This window comes from Flavobacterium covae, assembly GCF_001534645.1.
Taxonomy (GTDB): domain Bacteria; phylum Bacteroidota; class Bacteroidia; order Flavobacteriales; family Flavobacteriaceae; genus Flavobacterium; species Flavobacterium covae.
Genome location: NZ_CP013992.1, coordinates 1,421,091 through 1,439,245, shown reverse-complemented (window position 1 = coordinate 1,439,245; position 18,155 = coordinate 1,421,091). Strand labels below are relative to the sequence as shown.

General features: G+C 28.1%; 17 protein-coding genes. All 17 read right to left on the bottom strand.

What is annotated here, in order from left to right; genetic code table 11:
* Positions 1-19: 19 nt before the first annotated feature.
* The gene (gldI, locus tag AWN65_RS06425) at positions 20-616 is read right to left on the bottom strand and encodes a gliding motility-associated peptidyl-prolyl isomerase GldI (protein WP_060382411.1); all 597 of its coding nucleotides are present in this window, start codon (positions 614-616) and stop codon (positions 20-22) included.
* Positions 613-1,623: a DHH family phosphoesterase gene (locus AWN65_RS06420; protein WP_060382410.1), complete on the bottom strand. Its 1,011-nt coding sequence runs from the start codon at positions 1,621-1,623 to the stop codon at positions 613-615. The genes gldI and AWN65_RS06420 overlap by 4 nt, the downstream gene beginning before the upstream one ends.
* Positions 1,624-1,963: 340 nt before the next feature.
* Positions 1,964-2,623, bottom strand: a complete 660-nt coding sequence (locus tag AWN65_RS06415; RefSeq protein WP_060382409.1) for a hypothetical protein — start codon at positions 2,621-2,623, stop codon at positions 1,964-1,966.
* Positions 2,624-2,741: 118 nt separating this feature from the next.
* Complete coding sequence (gene hemN / locus AWN65_RS06410) at positions 2,742-4,106, bottom strand: oxygen-independent coproporphyrinogen III oxidase (protein WP_060382408.1); 1,365 nt, start codon at positions 4,104-4,106, stop codon at positions 2,742-2,744.
* 68 nt (positions 4,107-4,174) lie between these two features.
* Complete coding sequence (locus tag AWN65_RS06405) at positions 4,175-6,001, bottom strand: SPOR domain-containing protein (RefSeq protein WP_060382407.1); 1,827 nt, start codon at positions 5,999-6,001, stop codon at positions 4,175-4,177.
* Between the two features lies 1 nt (position 6,002).
* Positions 6,003-6,686, bottom strand: coding sequence for a cell division ATP-binding protein FtsE (locus AWN65_RS06400; protein WP_060382406.1), 684 nt, complete (start codon positions 6,684-6,686; stop codon positions 6,003-6,005).
* A gap of 328 nt (positions 6,687-7,014) precedes the next feature.
* Positions 7,015-8,034 carry a COX15/CtaA family protein gene (locus AWN65_RS06395; protein WP_060382405.1) on the bottom strand — a complete coding sequence of 340 codons (1,020 nt, stop codon included), beginning with the start codon at positions 8,032-8,034 and terminating at the stop codon, positions 7,015-7,017.
* A 77-nt stretch (positions 8,035-8,111) separates the two neighbouring features.
* Positions 8,112-9,530, bottom strand: coding sequence for a CCA tRNA nucleotidyltransferase (locus AWN65_RS06390; RefSeq protein ID WP_060382404.1), 1,419 nt, complete (start codon positions 9,528-9,530; stop codon positions 8,112-8,114).
* Positions 9,531-9,598: 68 nt separating this feature from the next.
* The gene (locus AWN65_RS06385) at positions 9,599-10,165 is read right to left on the bottom strand and encodes an L-threonylcarbamoyladenylate synthase (protein ID WP_060382403.1); all 567 of its coding nucleotides are present in this window, start codon (positions 10,163-10,165) and stop codon (positions 9,599-9,601) included.
* 3 nt (positions 10,166-10,168) lie between these two features.
* Entirely contained in the window at positions 10,169-10,816 is a 648-nt protein-coding gene (locus tag AWN65_RS06380; protein ID WP_060382402.1) for an acetyltransferase, read from the bottom strand.
* Entirely contained in the window at positions 10,810-11,883 is a 1,074-nt protein-coding gene (locus AWN65_RS06375; RefSeq protein ID WP_060382401.1) for a DegT/DnrJ/EryC1/StrS family aminotransferase, read from the bottom strand. The genes AWN65_RS06380 and AWN65_RS06375 overlap by 7 nt, the downstream gene beginning before the upstream one ends.
* Entirely contained in the window at positions 11,880-13,841 is a 1,962-nt protein-coding gene (locus AWN65_RS06370; RefSeq protein WP_060382400.1) for a glycosyltransferase, read from the bottom strand. The genes AWN65_RS06375 and AWN65_RS06370 overlap by 4 nt, the downstream gene beginning before the upstream one ends.
* Before the next feature lie 225 nt (positions 13,842-14,066).
* The gene (locus AWN65_RS06365; RefSeq protein WP_060382399.1) at positions 14,067-15,035 is read right to left on the bottom strand and encodes a glycosyltransferase family 2 protein; all 969 of its coding nucleotides are present in this window, start codon (positions 15,033-15,035) and stop codon (positions 14,067-14,069) included.
* A 191-nt stretch (positions 15,036-15,226) separates the two neighbouring features.
* Positions 15,227-15,874, bottom strand: coding sequence for an NAD-dependent epimerase/dehydratase family protein (locus tag AWN65_RS06360; RefSeq protein WP_060382398.1), 648 nt, complete (start codon positions 15,872-15,874; stop codon positions 15,227-15,229).
* Positions 15,875-16,050: 176 nt separating this feature from the next.
* Positions 16,051-16,380 (bottom strand): DUF2834 domain-containing protein, encoded by a 330-nt coding sequence (locus AWN65_RS06355; RefSeq protein ID WP_060382397.1) that lies wholly within the window; start codon positions 16,378-16,380, stop codon positions 16,051-16,053.
* An 11-nt stretch (positions 16,381-16,391) separates the two neighbouring features.
* Positions 16,392-16,802, bottom strand: coding sequence for a DoxX family protein (locus AWN65_RS06350; protein ID WP_063743843.1), 411 nt, complete (start codon positions 16,800-16,802; stop codon positions 16,392-16,394).
* Between the two features lie 14 nt (positions 16,803-16,816).
* Entirely contained in the window at positions 16,817-17,794 is a 978-nt protein-coding gene (locus AWN65_RS06345) for a catalase family protein (RefSeq protein WP_088466838.1), read from the bottom strand.
* Between the last annotated feature and the right edge of the window lie 361 nt (positions 17,795-18,155).

Below are 18,155 nucleotides of genomic sequence, written 5' to 3'. Positions count from 1 at the left end.
TTTAGTTAATAATTGATTTTTAGTTATTATTTTTTTCTATATCCGAAGGAACAATAGTTTTATTGTTTTTTTCCTTTTTAATATCGTTTAGTGTAATTGTACAGATTAAAGGTTGGTTGATGCCTATTTTATTATTGTCTCCGTGGTATCCAAATGCTAGGTGAGAAGGCAATAAGAAGGTTACTTTTTCACCTTTTTGCATTAACTTTATTCCATCTTGAAGCCCTTTTATAAAATCTTGTTGATCTACTTTATATATTTGGGGTTTTAGCTCGGCTTGGGTATAAATTATTTTTCCTTTTATATCTTTAATTTCATAATCAAAAAATGTAAGATCACCTTTGATGGGTTTGGGGGCTTCGGTTGTATTTTTGATATTATAAAAATACCAATAGCCTTTTGTAGAAGCGGTATACTGATGAGCAGTATCTTTTTTGATCATATTAAGGATCGTTTCTTCTTCATTTTTGTTTAACTTTTTATTACGATCAATAGATTGTTTCATGAATTCCCCTGTTTTGTGTGATATAGGTTTTCTAGCTTCTTGTTTCTGTGTACAACAAGTAACTAAATTCATGTTAAGGATTATAAGGGGAATGATTTTTAGTGTTTTCATTTTCTTGTGTCTTTAACAATGCTAATAAATTGATTTACGGTTTCTTCTAAATTTAAAGTTGATTTTCCACCTGCTGCGTTTAAATGTCCTCCGCCATTGAAATATTTTCGAGCAAACTGATTAACGTCAAAATCACCTTGGGAGCGGAATGAGATTTTAATGATTCCTTCTTCTTTATTTTCGATAAAAATAGCAGTAAAATCAATTCCTTTTATACTGAGACCGTAATTTACAAATCCTTCTGTATCACCTTTTTGATGTGAAAAAAGGTTTAATTCTTCTTGAGTTAAAGTGATGTAAGAAGTTTTATAATCTTGCATTATCTGCATATTCTGCAGAGCTTTTCCTAATAATTGTAATCGGTTATAGGAACTAGTATCGAAGAGATTGTTGTGTATTTCAGCATTTTTAATTCCTCTTTTTATTAAATTAGAAGCTACTTCATGTGTAGTACTTGTAGTAGATGAAAATCTAAAAGAACCAGTATCTGTTACTAATCCTGTATAAATACAGGTGGCAATTGTACTATCTATTAATTTTTCATATCCCATGTGATGTATAAAATGATATACCATTTCACAGGTAGAACTCATAGAAGTATCAGAATATTTATAAAAAGCATAAGAATCAGGTAATTGATGATGATCAATCATGACAAATGTTTTATCAAGGGTAGATAAAAAACGTTCCATTAGATCACCTGTTCTATGTAAGGCATTAAAATCGAGTGTAAAAACTAAATCAGAAGAATTAAGTTGTTCTTGACAAAATTGTGTTTCTTTTTCGTATATCAAAACATTTTCAGAGTTAGGAAGCCAAGCTAAAAAGCTTGGAAAATCATTAGGCGCTATTACTGTAGCTTTGTGTCCTAACTGTTTTAGGAAGTGATATAATCCTAAAGTTGAGCCCATAGCATCACCATCTGGGTTGCGATGAGGTATAATTGTAATATTTTTTGGGCTAGCTAATAAATCTTTTAAAGCTATAATTTCATTTGCATTCATCATAATGCCAAAAATAGTATTTTTTTATTCAAATATGTACTATGGATTTATAAAGATTATAGAGTTTTTATAATTTTATTTTGAAGTGCAATCATAAAATCATTTTTTTTGATCTTATTTTTGGTATTTTTTACATTTATTGGAGTATATTTTCTATGTGAAAAAAGGGGATAAAAGAGCGTAATTTCATCTTGATTTGAGGAAAACTCGAACGAAGTGAATAGAAAAAAAATATGATACTGATCAAGAGATTTTTCCTTTCGTCTAGGTGAGAGACTGACGTTAAGTTACTGTTTTTTAGATCCCCTATTTTAATTAATTGTTAAAGATTTTTTATTTCGAATTATTTTTGAAAATAATCAGTTTCTATTCCATTAGATTTTATTTTAATGAGGGTTGGGGTTTTATTTCCTTGACAGGATATGGTATCGATTCCATTTGTATAGTTTGCGCCTTTTGACCAAGCTTCAATTTGATTATATATGGTTGTTTTTCCAGATTTTGTAATACGTAATAAATTTATTTTTTCTGTATTTATATAACTTAATTCAATTTGATCATTTTTGTCTTTTCCGTTAATTGCTATTGTGTTTATAGGACTTATTAAAACAAGTTTTTGATCTTTATTATCTATTTTTAGAATAGCATTATCTCCATTACATTCTAAGTTATATTTGTTGTCTTGGTAAATGGCTCCTTTAGACCATGCTTCTTTTTGTGGTAGAATAACTAATTCTTTTTCGTCTAATGATATAATAGCCACTCTTTTGCCTTCTTCTTCAGTATGATAGATGGAGTAGTTTTTGCCATCAAGAGCTTTGTAAATATAAGTATTACTAGCTTTTTCGATAATTTCATTATTGGTAGCTGTTTTTTCAGTGTTTGTAGTATCTACTTTTGAGAGTGTATCATTTTTACTAGTATTATTTGTTTCAGGAGTAATTTCTTTTTTACAATTTAAAAGGCATAATAAAAGGCCTAAGCTCAATGTTAGTTTTTTCATATTTTTGTTATCTATAGTTATTACAAATTTAAGCCTTTTTAATTATTTTATGATTTCTAAAAATGAATAATTAAATGTAGAAAAATTTAATACTGAAAAATTTGTTTGTTTAATGATATTAAATAGTCATAGAAAATAATTGGGTTTGAGGTGCTTTTCTTTTTAATCTTAAATCAAATGCCATACAGATATTACGAACAAAAGGTTTTCCTTTTTCTGTTACGGTTATAGCATTGGATTGAAGAACAACTAGTCCATCTAACTCCATTTCTTTTAATTGAATAAGAATTTGAGGCATATCATCTAGATATAAATGATTGGTATCCCATGAGGTAGTAAATTGACACATTAGATTAAGTATGTGTTTGCGGATTACTAAATCTTCTTTTGATAGGATATGACCTTTAGAGATAGGAAGTGTATTATTTGCTAAAGCGTTATAGTAGTCTTCAATCGTTTTTTCGTTTTGAGCAAAACTATACCAACTATCGCTAATAGAAGAAACTCCTAGACCTATCATTAATTGGGTTTTAGATGCCGTATATCCCATAAAATTACGATGTAATTTTCCTTCTTGTGAAGCGATATAGAGTGAATCTTTTTTTCGTGAAAAATGATCCATTCCAATCTCGTGGTATCCTTTTTTATATAAGAGTTGTTTGCCTACCTCATATAATTTTCTTTTTTCTTCGTCTTTAGGTACGTCTTCGTCATTAAAGCCTCTTTGTCCACTGCCTTTTATCCAAGGAGTATGAGCATAGCTATAAAAGGCTAATCGTTCAGGTAAAAGTGATTTGGTTTTTTCAATAGTGTCTACTATATTTTCTATTCCTTGAAAGGGAAGCCCAAATACTAAATCGTGTGATATAGAGGTATATCCTATTTCTCTTGCCCATAAAGTTACTTTGGCTACATTTTGAAAAGGTTGAGTCCTATTAATAGCTTTTTGAACTTTTTCACTATAATCCTGAACGCCAAAGCTTACTCTACGAAATCCTAGATTATAAAGAGTTTGTAAGTGAGCTCGTGTTGTGTTATTAGGGTGTCCTTCAAAACTAAATTCATGATCAGGAGCTATTTGAGCTTTTGATAAAATTCCATTAATAAGTAAAGTGAGATTTTCATTAGAGAAAAAAGTAGGCGTGCCACCACCTAAGTGAATTTCTTTTACGATTGGGGTTTCTCTAAAAAGAGAGCAGTATAAATCCCATTCTTTTAATAGGGCTTCTATATAAGGTTTTTCTACTTCGTGACGTTTAGTAATACGTTTGTGACAACCACAAAAAGTACAAAGACTTTCGCAAAAGGGAAGATGAATATACAGGCTGATGCCTTCTTTCTTATTGCTTTCGTGAAATGATTTCAATACTGTTTTTGTCCATTCTGTAGCAGTAAATTCATGATTTTCCCAATAAGGAACGGTTGGATAACTGGTGTATCGAGGACCAGGTACATTATATTTTTGTATTAATGATGTTGACATACCTAATAAATTACATTATCAAAGGTAGTCTACAGTAAAGCTAAGTAAAATGATATTTGTCAGTTTTATTATTCTAATGTAACTTGCATAATCCAATATTCATCAAAAAAGAGGTTGTTATAATTAGATGAATAATCAGCTTTTATTTTCTCTAAATCAGTATAATATTCTAGATAAGTATAATAATAGTTATTTATTGGATTAATAAAAAAGGATGCTTTAAGTCCTTGTTTTTTTAAAAAGGTTACATACTTTGTTGCATTTGTAGGAATTTCAAATACATTAGAAACTAAATAATATCCTTGCTTTAATGTGGTATTGGATTTGTTAATTTTTATGGTTGAAATTTCTTTTTCAATTCTAGTTTTATTTTTGTAGGAAGTTTGTAAAGGTGTATTAGGGTGTTGGATTTTAGCAATCCAATATTCTTGAAAATATGTATTATTGATGTTGTTGTAATAGGCTTTTTCTGCTGCTGTTTGTGATTTGTAATGTTTTAGACTTAAGTAGTATAACTGATTGTCAGGATTTTTAAAAATAAAAGGCTGTATTGTTTTGCTATTTATTTTATTTGCAAAATCATGAGCGTAATGAATGTTTTGATAGGCGTTAGCAATTATATAATAGCCTTCAGGGGCTACTGTGGAATTAAATAAATAGGTTTTTATTTCTTTGGGGTTTCTATTATTTTTTGTAGAGGGAAGTTTTATTATAGTTTTGTGTGTAGTATCTGTATCTATTGGATTTAGAATCTTTTTTTGTTTAGATATTTGTAGATTGTTTTGTGTAATTGGATGAGTGTTTGATGAAGTTGAGTCTATTTTTTTTCTCGCAAAGTCTTCGTCTATTTCTATGCTAAATCCAATATTAGTTACATAAAATTTATCACCTAAAGAACTTATTTTTAAATTAACTTGGTCAATATCACTAAAAGAAAGTTCTTTTGTTTGAATTTTATCTAGAAAAACGTCATAACCCAAGGTATTTAATGAGGCAGGTGTTCTTTTGGTAAAATCAGCGTTATAATGGGTAATTTTACTATTGAAGATGTTTTGACCATCTCTTAAAGAATTACTAATATAAAACCACTTTTTAGTATTAGGAGTATTGATTCTTAGATTGTCTCCTTCAATGTTTAAATCACCTTCTAAAGCAGCTACTGTAAGTTTTGGAGTAATTTTACCTGTTTTTGGTGTAATGAATTCCTTAAAGTTAATTTCAACGGGTTTATTATAGATATAAGAAAAGCCATCATATAGACTGATTATGTGGTAAGGTTTTGAGTCAGATTCATAAATAACATAAAGTACCCAACCTGCGGCACTGCCTCCTTCAATTTTTTCTTGACTGGCTTGAATATTAGCTACGGTATAAGTACCCCAAGGATTTTTTTTAATTTGATTTGTTATATCTGAAAAGCATAGGTATGGTGTATTTGTAGTGTGTTTATTATGTTCTTTTGAATCGTACAGAATACTTCCTTCTATTGTAAGATAGTTTTCAGATTGTGGTGTTTTGATAGATATTTTGTTGATAGGTTGTATAGCATTGTTTCTATCAGGAAATGTAGCACACCAGTATAATCCAGCAAAAATAACTTTGTCATTCGGATGAATAGGCTCTAATATTGCTGAACTAGATGAAAAAGTTTCAGGATCTTGGTCTATATCTATATAAACCATATCAACTTGGTCATTTAGTTTGGCATTAGAATTGGTTTTATTATAGGGTTCATTTGCATTTTTTCCTGATTTTTTTCCAATAATACTGTTGGCAATAAAATGAATATCACCTTTTAAATAATTTTGATAACGAATATTGAAATTTTTTTCTTCTTGTGCATTTGATATACAAGAAAATAAAATATATAATAACAGGAAAGGCTTTTTAATCATTTTAAGCCGTTTTTTGTACCACTTCAAAAATAGCACCTTCTTCACATTTTAATGTTTTAGAAGGATATTTCATTAAGAGGGCATAATCGTGTGTGGCCATTAAAATTGTTTTTCCATTTTGATTAATTTTACGAAGAACTTCCATTACTTCCATACTAGTTTGTGGATCAAGATTGCCTGTTGGTTCATCTGCTAAGATTAAATCAGGGTCATTTAATAGGGCACGAGCAATGGCTACGCGTTGTTGTTCTCCTCCAGATAATTGATGAGGCATTTTGTTGGCTAAATTTAAAAGGCCTACTTTTTCTAAAACTTCATCAATTTTAGTTTGCATATCTAATTCATTTGTCCAACCTGTAGCTTTTAAAACAAAATGTAAATTAGCATTTATACTCCTGTCGGGTAGTAATTTAAAATCTTGAAAAACAATACCTATTTTTCTTCTTAAAAAGGGAATATCATTATCTACAAGACCATGAAGATCATAGTCTACTATAGTGCCTTCGCCTTGTGTAAGAGGTAAATCAGCATAAAGTGTTTTCATTAAACTACTTTTTCCAGAACCTGTTTTACCAATAATGTAAATAAACTCACCTGGACTAATATTTAAATTAACGTCTGATAAAATCTTATTTCCTTCTTGATAAATAGTTACATTTTGGAGTGATAATATAGTGTGTGACATGGTATATATGTTTAGTCTGGTAAAAATAATAAGTTAAGTGTCGTATTCAAAATAATTTTTTAGAATATGTTGTTTTTATGTGTGATTTTTTGAGGAAGTATAAACATCTTGGATAGGAAGAGTATTTCTCTAGTTTTTATTAGGTTTAGATTTTGTATTTTTATTATAAAGGAGGTAAGAAAAATAAAAAGAGACTGTTCAAAAAGTTCGCAATCTTTCATTTCGACCAAAGGGAGAAATTACATAATGTTGATTATGAGATTCCTCATTACGGAGTGACAAATTGCATGTTGATTTATTACTTTTTGGACAGCCTCTACATATAAATTTAGAAAGAGATATTGTTTTTTTGTTTAAATTGGAGTAGTATATAAAATTGAATTCCAAAAAGAATAGATGCTAATACAAGGTGTATAGTTTGTGAACCAAAAGGAAAATTTAGATAGTATATAAAAATCCCCGAAAGAATTTCAAGGACTAACAATAATAAGACCCAATTCATTTCCTTAAAACCAAGATTTAGTTTTTTATTTCTAAAATATAAAAATAGGTTAGTTGCTAGCACTAAAATAGAAAAGCTTCTGTGTATATAAAACGATATTTGAGGATTGGACAACCATAATGTTGGATTTTCTATTCCTGATTTTACTTGTTCATCTATGAATTGCCTAACTTGTGTTCCTAAAACAACTTGTATTAATGTCATAGTAATAGTTGCCCATAGTAAATTTCGGAAGGTATTATCTGGTATTTTTGAGTTAGATTTTAGATCTGCTAAAAAGATGATATAAATAATGAAGGCTATAATAACTAAAGCCATTATCATGTGAAGGGTTATTTTTACAGGGTTTAATACAGAATAAACCACAGTTGCTCCAAGCCACGCTTGAAACCCCATCATAAAAACAACAAGCCATGATAAAATAGGTATTAACTTATTTTTTTTCCAATAGCCAAGAGAGTAGAATGACATAGCTAAACAAGCAAAACCAGATAAGGCACCAAAGAGTCTGTTGATGTATTCAACCCAAGTATGGGTTGGGTTGAACTCTGCATAATCGTGTTTAGTATATTTATTCCATTGTGTAGCATCAAATTTTTTGCCAGTTACACAATCTTCTTTGGCTACTAATAGTTGTTCGTTTTTAATGATAACTTGTCCTTTTTTGAACAATCTGTTTTCTGTCCAAGTTAATTCTTGTATATTAGTTGGAGGGATATAATAACCAAAACATTTTGGCCAATCTGGACATCCCATACCAGAACCTGTCATTCTAACTAATGCACCAGCTATTACAACTAAATAGACTAAAATAAGTGCTGTTTTTGCTATTTTTATAAATTTCATTTTTGTTTTTTTAATACAAAATCATTAAAAAAAAATATTAAAACGTATGATTTAAATCATGTATGATTTTGCATAATTTAGTTTACTCTTTTTAATCCCATTGTCTTGGCTTTTTGTAAAACAAAAGCTAAGGCAGATTCGTATTCATTAGGAATTTCTCCTTCTAAAATGGCTTCTTTTACAGCTTCTTTTAAAATACCGATTTCTTTAGAAGGTTTTAAATCAAAAATTTCCATGATTTCTTCTCCTGTGATGGGAGGTTGAAAAATTCTTACGCGATCACGTTCTTCTACTTCAATAATTTTTTCACGGACGATTTTGAAATTGTTGTGATATTTTTGAAATTTTTTTGCATTCTTAGTTGTAATATCGGCTTCGCATAAGGTCATTAGACTTTCTACATCTTGACCTGCGTCAAAAACGAGTCTTCTAACAGCACTATCAGTAACTATATCTTGGGCTAAGATGATTGGACGGGAACTCATCTGAACCATTTTTTGAACAAATTTCATTTTATGATTCAGAGGCATGTGTAATCGGATAAAAATATTTTTTACCATTTTTCCTCCTAAAAATTCGTGTCCATGAAAAGTCCAACCTTGTCGTTTATGGAATTTTTTAGTGGGTGCTTTTCCTATATCATGTAGTAGAGCAGACCACCTTAACCATAAATCATCAGTATTTGAACAAATATTGTCTACTACTTCTAAAGAATGATAAAAATTATTTTTATGGGTATGTCCTTCAATTTCTTCTACATTATTTAAGGCCGTTAATTCTGGTAAAATAATATCTAATAAACCTGTTTGATATAATAATAAAAATCCGATTGATGGCTTTGCGGAGAGTAGAATTTTGTTTAATTCATCTACAATTCTTTCTCCAGAGATGATATGGATTCGATCTTTGTTTCTTTTTATTGAATCAATTGACTCGGATTCAATATAAAAATTTAATTGTGAAGCGAAACGAATAGCTCGCATCATACGTAAAGGATCATCACTATATGTTATATCTGGATCGAGAGGTGTACGGATGATTTTTTTTTCTAAGTCTATAACACCATTAAAAGGATCTACTAAATCTCCAAAGTTAGGAGTGTTTAATGAAAAAGCTAATGCGTTGATTGTGAAGTCTCTTCGCTCTTGGTCATCTTTTAAGCTTCCATTTTCTACAACAGGTTTTCGGCTGTCAAAATTATAACTTTCTTTTCTAGCACCAACAAATTCAATATCCATGTCTTCATATCGAAGCATGGCGGTACCATAATTTTTAAAAACTTGAACTTTAGGGTTATTAGGGATGAGTTCTGAAACTTTTAATGCAAGTTCTATTCCACTTCCAACGGTTACTATATCAATATCTTTTTTATGATTACGTTTTAAAATTATATCACGTACAAAACCGCCAATTACATAACATTCTAAGTTCAGTAATTGAGCGGCTTGTGATACAATTTCAAAAATTTTATGATCTAAATGTTCTTTGTAATTCATTAACATTAATTTAAGGATGTAGTTTAAAGAAATTTTTATTTCTTTAGACTTTAGATTTGGAGTTAAAATTACTTGCGAATAATTTTTACCTGACTATCATTTGTTATTTTTATAATGGTAGAAGGTTTATTACAAATCTTTTCTTGATGCAAATTTACTACATAGTCTACACCTTTAATAATTTCGGGGCTAATTTCTTTAAAAGAAATAGGAGTGGGTTGTCCTGAAATATTGGCAGAGGTAGAAACTAGCGGTTTTTTCATGCGTTCCATCAACTTAAAACAAAAAGGTTCAGTAACCACACGCATTCCAAGAGTTTTATCATCAGCAATAATATTAGGAGCTACGTTTCGTGGATTGTCTAATACCAAAGTAGTAGGTTTTTCAGAAACATCTAAAATTTGCCACGCCACTTCGGGTAAGTTGTTGAAAATATTGTAAATCATACGCTCGCCATTAACTAAAACAATCATGCTTTTACTTTCTTCACGTTGTTTTAGAGCATAAATTTTTTTAATAGCATCTGGATTGGTAGCATCGCAGCCTATTCCCCAAACGGTATCGGTAGGGTATAGGATGATGCCTCCATCTTTAATAACTTCAAAGGCGTTGTGTATTTCGGTGTTGATGTCCATAATTTAAAAATCTAAAGGGAGAATCTCTTTTTTTATAACAGCTGGTATGCCGGCAACCATACAATTATCAGGAATATCTTTAGTGACTACTGATCCAGCAGCTACTATAACATTTTTCCCAATTGTTATTTTGGGTAAAAGAGTAGCATTAGACCCAATTTGTGAATAGTCTCCAATTTTAACATTACCTAAAATTGTTGAGTTAGGGGAAAGTTCCACAAAATTACCTATTTCACAATCATGTGTAATAGTAACTCCATAATACACAATACACCCTTTGCCTATTTTTGAAGAGTTTGAAAAAATGGAATTGGTTAAAACGTTGCTACCTATTCCAATAGAAACATCATAATTTCCAATTTGTGAATAGGAGCTTATTGTAGAAGTAAATTCTCCACCTAATTCAGTAAATTTTTTATAGAGATTTTTTCTTAATATTGGATTTCCTATTCCAATTGTAAATTTATTTGTTTGTGTTTCAAAAAAATCTTTTGCTTCATCAAAAGTTTTTAGAATTGGATAAATTCCGTATAGCTTTCCTTCTATATCAGGATTTACATTGTCAAAAAAAACAACATTTTCAAGACTATTGTTTTGATGAAGGATTTCTAATACTTCTTTTGCAAAACCTTTGGCACCTACTATTAACATAATGAATTGATTATTGATATAATTAATTTTAATTCATTTTCTTTTAGACCTACATATAAAGGAAGACATAAAATTCTAGAGGCAATAGATTCTGAAACAGGCATTTCTATACCATTAATATAATTTATTTTGTTTAATGATGGATAAAAATACCTTCGAGGGATTATATTTTTTTTATTTAGTTCTTTTTGAACTTTAAGGAGTGTATTTTCTGTATCAAAAATGATAGGGTAATAGCTATAGTTCCAAATAGTGTTTTTACGAATTTTTAGTCTTTGTAGTTTATTTAAATTCAAATTTATATCATAATATTCGACTATTTTTTTGCGTTCTTCAAAAATTTCATCAATATGATCAAAAACGGCTAATCCCATAGCTGATTGCAATTCTGAAATTTTAGCATTTATACCCAGTCCATGGAAATCAAGTGGTCCATTATGACCGAAATTATGACTATAAAAAAGTTTGTGATTTAGTTCATGATTATTACAAAACATGGCACCTCCTTCTCCTGTATGAAATATTTTTGTTGCATGAAAACTACAGGTACTTACGTCTCCAAAATTAAAAATGGATTGATTTTCATATTTCACACCAAAGGCATGAGCTGCATCGTAGATTACATGAAGATCATGTTTCTTTGCAATTTCATCTATTTTTTTTACTTCACATGGATTTCCAAAAACATGAGTAGCTAAAATAGCAGTAGTTTTCGGAGTGATTGCGTTTTCTATTTTGCTCTCATCAATTGTCAAATACTCTGGATGTATATCAACAAAAACAGGAGTGCAATTTTCCCAAATAATTGAAGAAGTTGTAGCTACATACGAAAAAGGGGTAGTAATAATTTCACTATTATTTCCAAGAATTTTTAAAGCAATCTGAAGAGGGATGGTTCCATTGTTGGTAATTATTATATTATTGACTCCTAAATGATGCTTTAACTTGTTTTCTAATTCAATGGTTAGTTCTCCTCTATTAGTTAACCATACTTTTTCCCAAGCACGATTTAGATAGTTGATATATTCTTCTTGATTAGGCAAAAAAGTTTTAGTGACGTTTATCAATTTAATATGTTTTTTATAAAATTAATTCTAGGTATGATTTGATTATTAAAATCATACAAATTTAATAATTTATTTTTCCCATTAAGGGCTATAGTATTCATTTTTTCAGGATCTGTTTTTAATGACTCTATTTCATTTACTACCTTATTTATATTAGAGTCAAATTTTATAAAATCAACCCCATCTATTAGATTTATTTTTTCAGCTTCATTGAAGTAATCAGAAAGTATTAATACATTTTCATAAATAGATGCACTTATACATGTTGCCAGTGGAAAACCATCAAAACTTCCTTTTGCAATTTTAAAAGGTTTATTAGGAGAAATTATTATATGTGTTTTTTTTAATTCTTCATTAAATAGTTTTTCGTCAAGAATACCTTTAAAATCGAAATAATTTTGTAGATCATTTATTTTTAAATCATTGTAATTAAAGTTGCCAATGACGATGAAATTATAATTAGTAGATTTAGAAATAAGTTCTTTAGCTATTAATTGAAAATCATCGAAACCTTTATCCTCTCCATTTTTTGTATACTTATTGGCAAAAAATAAAATATTTATCTTTTCTGTTGGTTTTTCAATTTTTGTAGAGGTTTTTTCAATTGAAATTGGAACTCCAAAAATAAGTTTTATTTTCTCAGGATCTATTAATCGTTTTTTTAAGAGATATTCCTTTGTTATGTATTGATTTACTATGACACCTTTGAAAAATTTAGAACTAAATATTTTTTTTAGACGTTCATCAATTTCTTCATTATTTATTACAAAGCCTCCTCCTGGATATAGGGTAAAAGCAAAGGGGATTTTGTTTGCTTCTAAAAAATCAAAATGCTTATTTATATTATTGTAAAATATGGTATAAAAAAGGTTGCAATTCATATTTGAGGTTCGCTTTAACTTTTTTATTTTATTTTTAACAAAAGGGTATAGCTTTTCTAACGAATTTAGATTTTCATTAAAGGTTTTACCTTGTGAGTACGAAACATAAGTACTGGTATCTGTATATATAATAGAATTATCAAAATTTTTAATTAGCTCATTATATTCTAAATTTCTCCATGGTGAAAGGGTAGATGGAAGAATGTCATCTACTATTATTAAATTATATTTTTTTTTCAAATTTGATAGTTGAATTTTTTGAAAAAAAATATCTTTAAAAGCTCTTCTTGTTTTTTTAAACCAACTTACTTTTTTAGGTTGATGTGTTTTTATTTGTTTATCTATTATTTTTTGAATTTTTTTTGGAAACGAAGGTTTAATGTTCTTCAAAAATTCAATCCAAATTGCTTCTCTTTCATTTTGTTTCTTAGATGACCAATAAGAAGTATCATGGATTCTATAATTTCCCATTGTTTCTTCTAAACGATAAATATCCCCGTATTGAGCATTCAAAAGATGTAAAAAATAATCGCCAATAGGTGTAGAGTAAAAATATTCAGGGAAACTATTATAGAGATTATTTCTATATAATACGGAGCAAGTATGAATATAATTACCAGAAGCTAAGTCATAAATGGAAGTGTGATTTTTTACTTTTTTTGTAATATTATCTTCAATTATTTCATTTTGATAATCAATATTGACAGGGTGAAAACATATTGCGAAATTTTTGTTGGTATCTAAAAAATCTACTTGTTTTTGTAATTTTTCAGGATCAGTCCAATAATCATCACCTTCACAAAGTGCTATATATTCACCTTTACAATTTTGAATAGCTTGAATGAAATTAGGCATCATTCCTAGATTCTTTTTATTGTGTAAATATTTTATTTTTTTTGAGTCAATATGTTCTTCTAAAAGATCTAAAATAATTTTATGAGTAGTATCATTAGAATTATCATTTGAAATAATCAATTCAAAATCAAAGTTAGTTTTTTGCATTAAAATACTTTCAATGGCTTGTTTTATGTATTTTTCATGATTATAGGTAATCATACAAACACTTACTTTTATCATTTTTTATATGTTTTAATAAAATTATATTTTTGATTATAATTCATCTTGTTAAATATTTCTTATCTACTATCTAAAAAAAATGGCTTTTATTTAATAGAATCTGAAAAAGTAATAAAGAATAACAAAATAAATATTAATTCTAAAATTGTACCTTTTAGCTAATAAATGCTGATATTAAAATTAGTTGGTTGTTAGTATTGAATAGTTTTTAGAGAATGACTTTCGTTAGTAGTCAAATTTTCTTTTATTTAGAATTTTATCAGATATTTTCAATAAAAAAAATCTTAAAGGAAATTTATTCTTCATTAAAGTCTTATTGTAATGATAAAGATTGATTAATTCCTTTTTGTTTTTCTCAAATAAAAAGGAATATTTAGGATTTGATTGTTCCAGTAAACTATTACGCTCGAAATTTGAAATTATTTTCTTAATCCTTCTTTTATAACCTGTAAAATTACTTGCTGGATTGTCTATATTAAAAAGATCAATAAGAATTGTTTTTTGAGACTTATTTTTTTTATAAAAGACACCGCCAACTTGTTGATTTGAATGGATTCTATAATAAAAATATTTGTCGTGTAAAAAAGCGAATTGATTTTTTGAACTGGAAATAATAGCGATCCATTCGTCATGATGAAAGTTTTGAATAGTAGGAAAAGGAATTATATCGGGTATTATTTCCTTTTTAAAAGCCATTGAAGCCCCTGTGGCAATGTTGCCCGAGAGACTTATTAATCTGTGAAAATTAAATTCAATACCTTTATTTTCAAGGAATCGAGGTATGTCCCATACAGCATATTTTTTATGAGATTTTGAATTTTCATCAATACAATAACCATTAGATGCTATAACACTTATTTTAGGATTTTTTTGAAAAAAAAGGATATAGTCATAAACTTTATTGGGAGACCAAATGTCGTCTTGATCTGATAGAAAAATTAGATCTCCTGAACAAAGTTGGATTGCTTTTTCAAAATTTTTTACGCTACGAAGATTTGTTTCGTTTTTAAAAATTTTAAAAATATTAGGATATTTTAATTGGTATTCTTTTAAAATGTCCATGGTCTGATCAGTAGAGCAGTCGTCACAAATGATTATTTCATTAACTTCTTTTGTTTGTTTGAGTATTGAGTTAATTTGCTCATTTAGGAATTTTTCACCATTATAAGTACATAGAGCTACGGAAACTTTCATCGTACATTTAAATTAATTATCAAAGGTAGTAAAAATAAGATATTTTTGAGTGAGAGTTGCTGTTGATAATAATTTTATATCTAAAAATGATTCAGTAAACTTGAAAATTATGAAATAAAATACTTCTTGATAAGGATTAAAATGTTTTAAAAAGTTTGTTTAGTATTATATAGAGATACCATTTTTTACTTTCAAATTATATGAAAAGTGTTTCTTTCAATAATTTGATGTCCTGTTTTTTTTACGCCTAAAAACAAAGTGTTAGCTAACTCTTTACCTGTGATAGCACGGTATTTTTTCATTTTACCTATAAGAAGAAACTGTAATCCGTTGATTAATATAGTGGCTATGTTTTCAGCAAGACGTTTGTCTTTTCTTTCTCCGTAAATTAAAGAAGGTCTGTAAACAAGTATGTTAGGAATATTATGTTTTAAAACACTTTCTTCCATTTTGCCTTTAGTCTGGCTATAAAAAACAGAAGATTTTGGATTTGAGCCAATAGCAGAAATTACACTAAGAGTAGAAATCTGATTTTGTTCACACAATTTAGCTGCGCTAACAGGAATACCATAATCAATAGCGTAATATTGATCTTTATTAGGTGTTTGAGCTTTTGTGGTACCAATGCAACAGAAAACCTCATCTGCTTTGAAATCTTTAGAAAAATTTTCCAAAGAAAGTATATCACCTATAAATTCTTCTAGTTTTGGATGTTTTTTACCTGTTGTTTTTCGGGTAAATATTTTAACTTTTTCATATTCTTCACTCATTAATAACAAATCTAACAAATAGCTTCCTGTAAGTCCTGTTGCTCCAAGTATAATGGCTGTTTTTTTCATTTTGTTATATTGTATTTTCTTGTTTTTTAAACAATGACGATTGATAGATAATGTAATGATAGAATTGTTGTTATGATAGTTGCACAACTTTGAAAAATTGTATTATGACATAATTTTATAGTTGTGCAACAAGTGTTTTTACTTAGATTTATTTATAAAAAACGATTTTCTTATAATTAAATTTTTTCTTTTTCAAGTTTTAATTCTCTTAGAAATAGATAAAAAGGAAAAGTAAAAGCTACGGCAATTAAAAATGTAAGAGGGATTAAAGTCCACCAATATTTAATCTTCAATCGTATAGCATCAGGAATATAGAAAATAAAAAAGGTAAGGACAACAACTTTTAAATCAGCCTCTAATGATTGAGCAGGAAGACTACATTTGGCATCTTTGAAAAAATTTAGAAGAGAAGGATCTATTGCTGTTTGGAAATATTGAATATTGAAAAACCAAGTATAACAAATTCCTAAAATACTCAATAAAAGATAAATATGTTTTCGTTTCATGTTCTATATTATTAATTGTTTTTAAAAGTTTCTTTTTGTTTGTCTAAATATTTCCAAATAAACCATGACCAAGCTAAAAAAATAAATTGGATAGGTAAACGGATGATAGCTAGTTTATGAGATCCTATAGAAGGATTTTCTACCAATACATCTTTTATGTGTATAGGTAAAAATAGTAGCATTAAGAAGAATATTCCTAATCCAGCATATTTTGCTAGATTATTTTTGAATACTAATAATACTCCTAAACCTATTTCTAAAATTCCTGATCCTGATATTATAAAATTTTTGAAAGGTAAAAAATCAGGAACAAAAGGAACGTAAAAATTAGGTTTTGTAAAATGCTGAATACCAGCATTTGTCATAAATATTGCTAGTAAATAACGCAATACTATAAAACTGATTGATTTAAAATTATTCATTGTTTGAGTGATTATTATTTGGTGTTAAAATCATTTAAAGTAGGTTCTATTATTGGTTTATTATTACGTTGATGGCGAAACTTAGATAACGCATTATAAATTTCTATTCTCGCACGGTTTATTCCTCCAATTGGTTTATGTTCTTCTAATGAATTAGAAGGAGAAAAAGATAATTGTTCAGCAAAATCAAAATGCTCTTCTGTGTTAAAATTTTGAATTGGAATTTCTATTTCTGCAACTTTTATAAAAGAACTATTCCACTCAATTCCTGCGTTTTCTATTGGTGTATTTTTTTCGTCAGTAAAAGGCTGAATGTAAAAATCAAATTTAGCAATGTCTTTTTGTAAATGATTTACCATATTTTCGGTTAGATAGTTATCAGTAATAACTTGAGGTAATTCACTTTTTGTAGCAGAGGTAGGTACAATTTTGAATTTTATTTGTTGATTTCCATACATATAAGGTGTTGTACTCCAGTATGTTAAATCCAAAGGGCTAGGTTCATTTTTTTTGGCATTATTAAGTTCTTTTAGGGCTTTTCCATTGCCAGTGAACATCATTTTCATTGCTAAAATAAAAGGATTCCATTTTACTGCATAATATACGGCATCTCTAAAAAGTTTTACGGTACCAAGGGGCATTGTAGGAAGAGATATCATCAAAAAATCTTGTGTATGGCTTTCTGTTGAGTCAAAACGTTTTCCTTCTACTTCAATGAGTTTAATAGCAAAACCTCTGAAATCTTTTACTTTATCTGATTGTACTTTTCCACTTGCATTTGATATTCTAATAAAAGATTTATAAATCTTTCCAGGTTGAAAAATTCCTATTTGCAAATTATTAGGTAAATTTTTCATTATTTTAAAATTAGCTTTTAATAAGGCTAAACATCTAGGATGTGCGTCTCTTTTTGTTTTTCCCTCGACATAATCTTTTTTCATTTTTTCTTGAAGAATAGATTGAATATCTAATATTAATTCTTGTTCTGTCATATTTGGATTTAGTTTACTTTGATGATCATATTTGCTTAAATTCAAGAAGACAAAATTACAAAAAATAAATGAACGTTCATTTATTTTTTATTTAAAATAAAGATTATTTTAAAATTTATTAGATAATAGTGTTTGGAATTTTGAATATGATTTATTCTTTAGTTTATGATTTTGATCAGATTTTATTCAATTCTTATTTTAAATATTTTAGAATTAATGAAAACCATAATAAATAAAAAATCAGCTCTTTAGGATTTGATAAGGTGTAAAAAAAGGAAAGTGGTTTTATATCAAATAAGATGATGTAAAAAAATAAATGATAAGAAAATAGGGGAGAGGAAGTTGTATTATTTTTAAAACT

Coding starts and splice junctions, on each gene's coding strand:
- AWN65_RS06400 (WP_060382406.1), bottom strand. CDS start 6,686: ATGTCACACACTATATTATCACTCCAAAATGTAACTATTTATCAAGAA.
- AWN65_RS06390 (WP_060382404.1), bottom strand. CDS start 9,530: ATGAATTACAAAGAACATTTAGATCATAAAATTTTTGAAATTGTATCA.
- AWN65_RS06405 (WP_060382407.1), bottom strand. CDS start 6,001: ATGATTAAAAAGCCTTTCCTGTTATTATATATTTTATTTTCTTGTATA.
- AWN65_RS06360 (WP_060382398.1), bottom strand. CDS start 15,874: ATGAAAAAAACAGCCATTATACTTGGAGCAACAGGACTTACAGGAAGC.
- AWN65_RS06415 (WP_060382409.1), bottom strand. CDS start 2,623: ATGAAAAAACTAACATTGAGCTTAGGCCTTTTATTATGCCTTTTAAAT.
- AWN65_RS06345 (WP_088466838.1), bottom strand. CDS start 17,794: ATGACAGAACAAGAATTAATATTAGATATTCAATCTATTCTTCAAGAA.
- AWN65_RS06355 (WP_060382397.1), bottom strand. CDS start 16,380: ATGAAACGAAAACATATTTATCTTTTATTGAGTATTTTAGGAATTTGT.
- AWN65_RS06385 (WP_060382403.1), bottom strand. CDS start 10,165: ATGGACATCAACACCGAAATACACAACGCCTTTGAAGTTATTAAAGAT.
- AWN65_RS06370 (WP_060382400.1), bottom strand. CDS start 13,841: ATGATAAAAGTAAGTGTTTGTATGATTACCTATAATCATGAAAAATAC.
- AWN65_RS06420 (WP_060382410.1), bottom strand. CDS start 1,623: ATGATGAATGCAAATGAAATTATAGCTTTAAAAGATTTATTAGCTAGC.
- AWN65_RS06350 (WP_063743843.1), bottom strand. CDS start 16,802: ATGAATAATTTTAAATCAATCAGTTTTATAGTATTGCGTTATTTACTA.
- AWN65_RS06380 (WP_060382402.1), bottom strand. CDS start 10,816: ATGTTAATAGTAGGTGCCAAAGGTTTTGCAAAAGAAGTATTAGAAATC.
- hemN (WP_060382408.1), bottom strand. CDS start 4,106: ATGTCAACATCATTAATACAAAAATATAATGTACCTGGTCCTCGATAC.
- AWN65_RS06395 (WP_060382405.1), bottom strand. CDS start 8,034: ATGAAATTTATAAAAATAGCAAAAACAGCACTTATTTTAGTCTATTTA.
- AWN65_RS06365 (WP_060382399.1), bottom strand. CDS start 15,035: ATGAAAGTTTCCGTAGCTCTATGTACTTATAATGGTGAAAAATTCCTA.
- gldI (WP_060382411.1), bottom strand. CDS start 616: ATGAAAACACTAAAAATCATTCCCCTTATAATCCTTAACATGAATTTA.